This is a genomic window from Kocuria salsicia (genome assembly GCF_007681555.1).
Taxonomy (GTDB): domain Bacteria; phylum Actinomycetota; class Actinomycetes; order Actinomycetales; family Micrococcaceae; genus Kocuria; species Kocuria salsicia.
In genome coordinates this window covers 1-5,478 of record NZ_VELE01000021.1, presented here as the reverse complement: position 1 = coordinate 5,478, position 5,478 = coordinate 1, and the positions used below count along the sequence as shown (strand labels likewise).

Below are 5,478 nucleotides of genomic sequence, written 5' to 3'. Positions count from 1 at the left end.
CTTGCTGCTGCTCTTTTGGAGTGGTGGTGGGTGGTTTCTGTTGAAGTTTTTTGACGGAGAGTTTGATCCTGGCTCAGGACGAACGCTGGCGGCGTGCTTAACACATGCAAGTCGAACGCTGAAGCTTGGTGCTTGCACTGGGTGGATGAGTGGCGAACGGGTGAGTAATACGTGAGTAACCTGCCCTTGACTCTGGGATAAGCCTGGGAAACTGGGTCTAATACTGGATATGACATGCCACTGCATGGTGGTGTGTGGAAAGGGTTTTACTGGTTTTGGATGGGCTCACGGCCTATCAGCTTGTTGGTGGGGTAATGGCCTACCAAGGCGACGACGGGTAGCCGGCCTGAGAGGGTGACCGGCCACACTGGGACTGAGACACGGCCCAGACTCCTACGGGAGGCAGCAGTGGGGAATATTGCACAATGGGCGGAAGCCTGATGCAGCGACGCCGCGTGAGGGATGACGGCCTTCGGGTTGTAAACCTCTTTCAGCACGGAAGAAGCGAGAGTGACGGTACGTGCAGAAGAAGCGCCGGCTAACTACGTGCCAGCAGCCGCGGTAATACGTAGGGCGCAAGCGTTGTCCGGAATTATTGGGCGTAAAGAGCTCGTAGGCGGTTTGTCGCGTCTGCTGTGAAAGCCCGGGGCTTAACCCCGGGTGTGCAGTGGGTACGGGCAGACTTGAGTGCAGTAGGGGAGACTGGAATTCCTGGTGTAGCGGTGAAATGCGCAGATATCAGGAGGAACACCGATGGCGAAGGCAGGTCTCTGGGCTGTTACTGACGCTGAGGAGCGAAAGCATGGGGAGCGAACAGGATTAGATACCCTGGTAGTCCATGCCGTAAACGTTGGGCACTAGGTGTGGGGGACATTCCACGTTTTCCGCGCCGTAGCTAACGCATTAAGTGCCCCGCCTGGGGAGTACGGCCGCAAGGCTAAAACTCAAAGGAATTGACGGGGGCCCGCACAAGCGGCGGAGCATGCGGATTAATTCGATGCAACGCGAAGAACCTTACCAAGGCTTGACATACACCGGACCGGTTCAGAGATGTTCCTTCCCCCTTGTGGGGCTGGTGTACAGGTGGTGCATGGTTGTCGTCAGCTCGTGTCGTGAGATGTTGGGTTAAGTCCCGCAACGAGCGCAACCCTCGTTCTATGTTGCCAGCACGTGATGGTGGGGACTCATAGGAGACTGCCGGGGTCAACTCGGAGGAAGGTGGGGATGACGTCAAATCATCATGCCCCTTATGTCTTGGGCTTCACGCATGCTACAATGGCCGGTACAATGGGTTGCGATGCCGTGAGGTGGAGCTAATCCCAAAAAGCCGGTCTCAGTTCGGATCGTGGTCTGCAACTCGACCACGTGAAGTCGGAGTCGCTAGTAATCGCAGATCAGCAACGCTGCGGTGAATACGTTCCCGGGCCTTGTACACACCGCCCGTCAAGTCACGAAAGTTGGTAACACCCGAAGCCGGTGGCCTAACCCTTGTGGGAGGGAGCCGTCGAAGGTGGGACTGGCGATTGGGACTAAGTCGTAACAAGGTAGCCGTACCGGAAGGTGCGGCTGGATCACCTCCTTTCTAAGGAGCACAGTGGCTGGCCGTGTGGCCGGCGCCCACGGTCCTCACCGTTGTGGTGGGGATGTGGTTGATGCTCATGGGTGGAATATCAGCAAGCGGACACACTGCTCCCTGACACGGGAACACTGGGGCCTTCGTGGGTCTGGGTGGTGTTGGGGTGGTGGTGTGGTGGCACATTGTTGGGTTGTCGATCAACACGTCAGTGTTGGTTGGTTTCCCGCGGCATCGCGAAGCACGGACGTTGTTGGTGTGGGTGTGGTGTTGGTGGGTTGTTGTTTGTCAACTACATAGTGGACGCGAGCATCTTTGACGCCGCGCACCTCGTTTGGGGTGTGTGGTGTGTTCTTTGATGATTGTTTTGTGTTGTGTGGCGTATAAGTTGTTACGAGCACACGGTGGATGCCTTGGCATCAGGAGCTGATGAAGGACGTGGAAATCTGCGATAAGCCTCGGGGAGTTGATAAACGAACTGTGATCCGAGGATCTCCGAATGGGGTAACCCGGCTGCGTGTCATGCGTGGTCACTCGTATCTGAATTCATAGGGTGCGAGGAGGAACGTGGGGAAGTGAAACATCTCAGTACCCATAGGAAGAGAAAACAATAGTGATTCCGTGAGTAGTGGCGAGCGAAAGCGGATGGTGGCTAAACCGGTTGTGTGTGATACCTGGCGAGGGTTGCATGATCGGGGTTGTGGGATGCGTTGTTCCTGGGGTCGCCACCCTGGGCGTTGTGGCGTCGTGGTAGTCGAACTGGTGGTGAGTGCCAGACCGTAGGGGGTGTGAGTCCCGTAGACGAAATCATGGTTGCTGTGGCGTGACGTTGTTCCCGAGTAGCACGGGGCCCGTGAAATCTCGTGTGAATCTGCCAGGACCACCTGGTAAGCCTGAATACTTCCTGATGACCGATAGCGGATCAGTACCGTGAGGGAATGGTGAAAAGTACCCCGGGAGGGGAGTGAAATAGTACCTGAAACCGTGTGCTTACAAGCCGTTGGAGCCTTTTGGGGTGACAGCGTGCCTTTTGAAGAATGAGCCTGCGAGTTAGTGTTACGTCGCGAGATTAACCCGTGTGGGGTAGTCGTAGCGAAAGCGAGTCTGAATAGGGCGTTGTGAGTGGCGTGATCTAGACCCGAAGCGGAGTGATCTACCCATGGCCAGGTTGAAGCGCGTGTAAGAGCGCGTGGAGGACCGAACCCACTTCAGTTGAAAATGGAGGGGATGAGCTGTGGGTAGGGGTGAAAGGCCAATCAAACTCCGTGATAGCTGGTTCTCCCCGAAATGCATTTAGGTGCAGCGTTGCGTGTGCTTGCTGGAGGTAGAGCTACTGGATGGCTGATGGGCCCTACAAGGTTACTGACGTCAACCAAACTCCGAATGCCAGTCAAGTTGAGCGTGGCAGTGAGACTGTGGGGGATAAGCTTCATAGTCGAAAGGGAAACAGCCCAGACCATCAACTAAGGCCCCTAAGCGTGTGCTAAGTGGGAAAGGATGTGGAGTTGCTTAGACAACCAGGAGGTTGGCTTAGAAGCAGCCACCCTTGAAAGAGTGCGTAATAGCTCACTGGTCAAGTGATTCCGCGCCGATAATGTAGCGGGGCTCAAGTACACCGCCGAAGTTGTGGCATGACACCGTAGAGCTGAGCCGTTTGTGGTTGAGGTGGTGTCATGGGTAGGGGAGCGTCGTTGGGGTAGTGAAGCTGCGGGGTGACCCAGTGGTGGAACCTCAACGAGTGAGAATGCAGGCATGAGTAGCGATAGACGGGTGAGAAACCCGTCCGCCGGATGATCAAGGGTTCCAGGGTCAAGCTAATCTGCCCTGGGTGAGTCGGGACCTAAGGCGAGGCCGACAGGCGTAGTCGATGGACAACGGGTTGATATTCCCGTACCGACGAAGAACCGACCCTACTGAGCCGGGGATACTAACCACCCGAACCACCATCACCGCCGCCCTTCGGGGTGTGTGGGTTGTGTGGGGAGCGTGGGACCTGATCCGGGGAGGTAAACGTGTTAACAGGTGTGACGCAGGAAGGTAGCCGAGCCAGGCGATGGTTGTCCTGGTCTAAGCATGTAGGGTGACCCGTTGGTAAATCCGCGGGTTGTGTGCCTGAGATGTGATGGGACCCTCTTAGGTGAGGGAATTCGGTGATCCTATGCTGCCAAGAAAAGCATCGACGTGAGGTTCTAGTCGCCCGTACCCCAAACCGACACAGGTGATCAGGTAGAGAATACTAAGGCGTTCGAGAGAATCATGGTTAAGGAACTCGGCAAAATGCCCCCGTAACTTCGGGAGAAGGGGGGCCTCTGCTGGTGATCAACTGTTCGTTGTGAGCTGGTGGGGGTCGCAGAGGCTAGGGGGAAGCGACTGTTTATCAAAAACACAGGTCCGTGCGAAGTCGTAAGACGATGTATACGGACTGACTCCTGCCCGGTGCTGGAAGGTTAAGAGGACCTGTTAGACCTTTGGTCGAAGCGGAGAATTTAAGCCCCAGTAAACGGCGGTGGTAACTATAACCATCCTAAGGTAGCGAAATTCCTTGTCGGGTAAGTTCCGACCTGCACGAATGGAGTAACGACTTCCCTACTGTCTCAACCATGAACTCGGCGAAATTGCAGTACGAGTAAAGATGCTCGTTTCGCGCAGCAGGACGGAAAGACCCCGAGACCTTTACTATAGTTTGGTATTGGTGTTCGGTGTGGCTTGTGTAGGATAGGTGGGAGACTGTGAAGCCGTGACGCCAGTTACGGTGGAGTCGTTGTTGAAATACCACTCTGGTCACTCTGGATATCTAACTTCGGCCCGTGATCCGGGTCAGGGACAGTGCCTGATGGGTAGTTTAACTGGGGCGGTTGCCTCCTAAAGAGTAACGGAGGCGCCCAAAGGTTCCCTCAGCCTGGTCGGCAATCAGGTGTTGAGTGTAAGTGCACAAGGGAGCTTGACTGTGAGAGTGACAGCTCGAGCAGGGACGAAAGTCGGGACTAGTGATCCGGCGGTACATTGTGGAATGGCCGTCGCTCAACGGATAAAAGGTACCTCGGGGATAACAGGCTGATCTTGCCCAAGAGTCCATATCGACGGCATGGTTTGGCACCTCGATGTCGGCTCGTCGCATCCTGGGGCTGGAGTTGGTCCCAAGGGTTGGGCTGTTCGCCCATTAAAGCGGTACGCGAGCTGGGTTCAGAACGTCGTGAGACAGTTCGGTCCCTATCCGCTGCGTGCGTTGGAAATTTGTGGAGGCCTGTCCTTAGTACGAGAGGACCGGGACGGACGAACCTCTGGTATGTCAGTTGTTCCGCCAGGAGCATCGCTGATTAGCTACGTTCGGGATTGATAACCGCTGAAAGCATCTAAGCGGGAAGCTTGCTCCGAGATGAGATTTCCTAGCCCCTTTTCGAGGGGTGTGAGGTGCCCAGTAGACGACTGGGTTGATAGGCCAGGTGTGGAAGCGTTGTAAGGCGTGGAGCTGACTGGTACTAATACACCGAAGACTTATACACACACGATCTTTTCATCATTGTGGTGTTCGCGTTCACTATGTGGTTGACCACTAACAACCCGTGCATGCTCGTCCCCTGGTAGGGGGTGGTGTGTGGGGAGTGTGGTTAACGAAGTTTGACCCGTGTAAGATCGGGAACCAAGGTTTATCATCCCTGGCAGTGTTCAGGGGTGGTGGTAGGTTTCCGGTGGTTATAGCGTGGGGGAAACGCCCGGTCCCATCCCGAACCCGGTAGCTAAGACCCACAGCGCTGATGGTACTGCACTCGGTAGGGTGTGGGAGAGTAAGTCACCGCCGGAATTCACGTGGAAGATGGGTTGAGGCCTCACACCAGGATGGTGTGGGGCCTCCCCGTGTTTAACACTGGTGTGTTCCACGAGGCACCCACCCAACACCCGAAACA

The 5,478-nt window shown here is 55.7% G+C and carries 3 rRNA genes; all 3 read left to right on the top strand.

The annotated features are described in order from the left end of the window. Positions 1 to 50 precede the first annotated feature (50 nt). The 3 genes from FS770_RS13435 (at position 51) to rrf (ending at position 5,375) form a co-directional block, all read left to right on the top strand. Positions 51 to 1,582 (top strand): 16S ribosomal RNA (locus FS770_RS13435). 372 nt (positions 1,583 to 1,954) lie between these two features. Continuing rightward, positions 1,955 to 5,076 (top strand): 23S ribosomal RNA (locus FS770_RS13430). A gap of 182 nt (positions 5,077 to 5,258) precedes the next feature. Continuing rightward, positions 5,259 to 5,375 (top strand): 5S ribosomal RNA (gene rrf / locus FS770_RS13425). The 16S, 23S and 5S rRNA genes sit together here, the layout of an rRNA operon. Positions 5,376 to 5,478 lie beyond the last annotated feature (103 nt).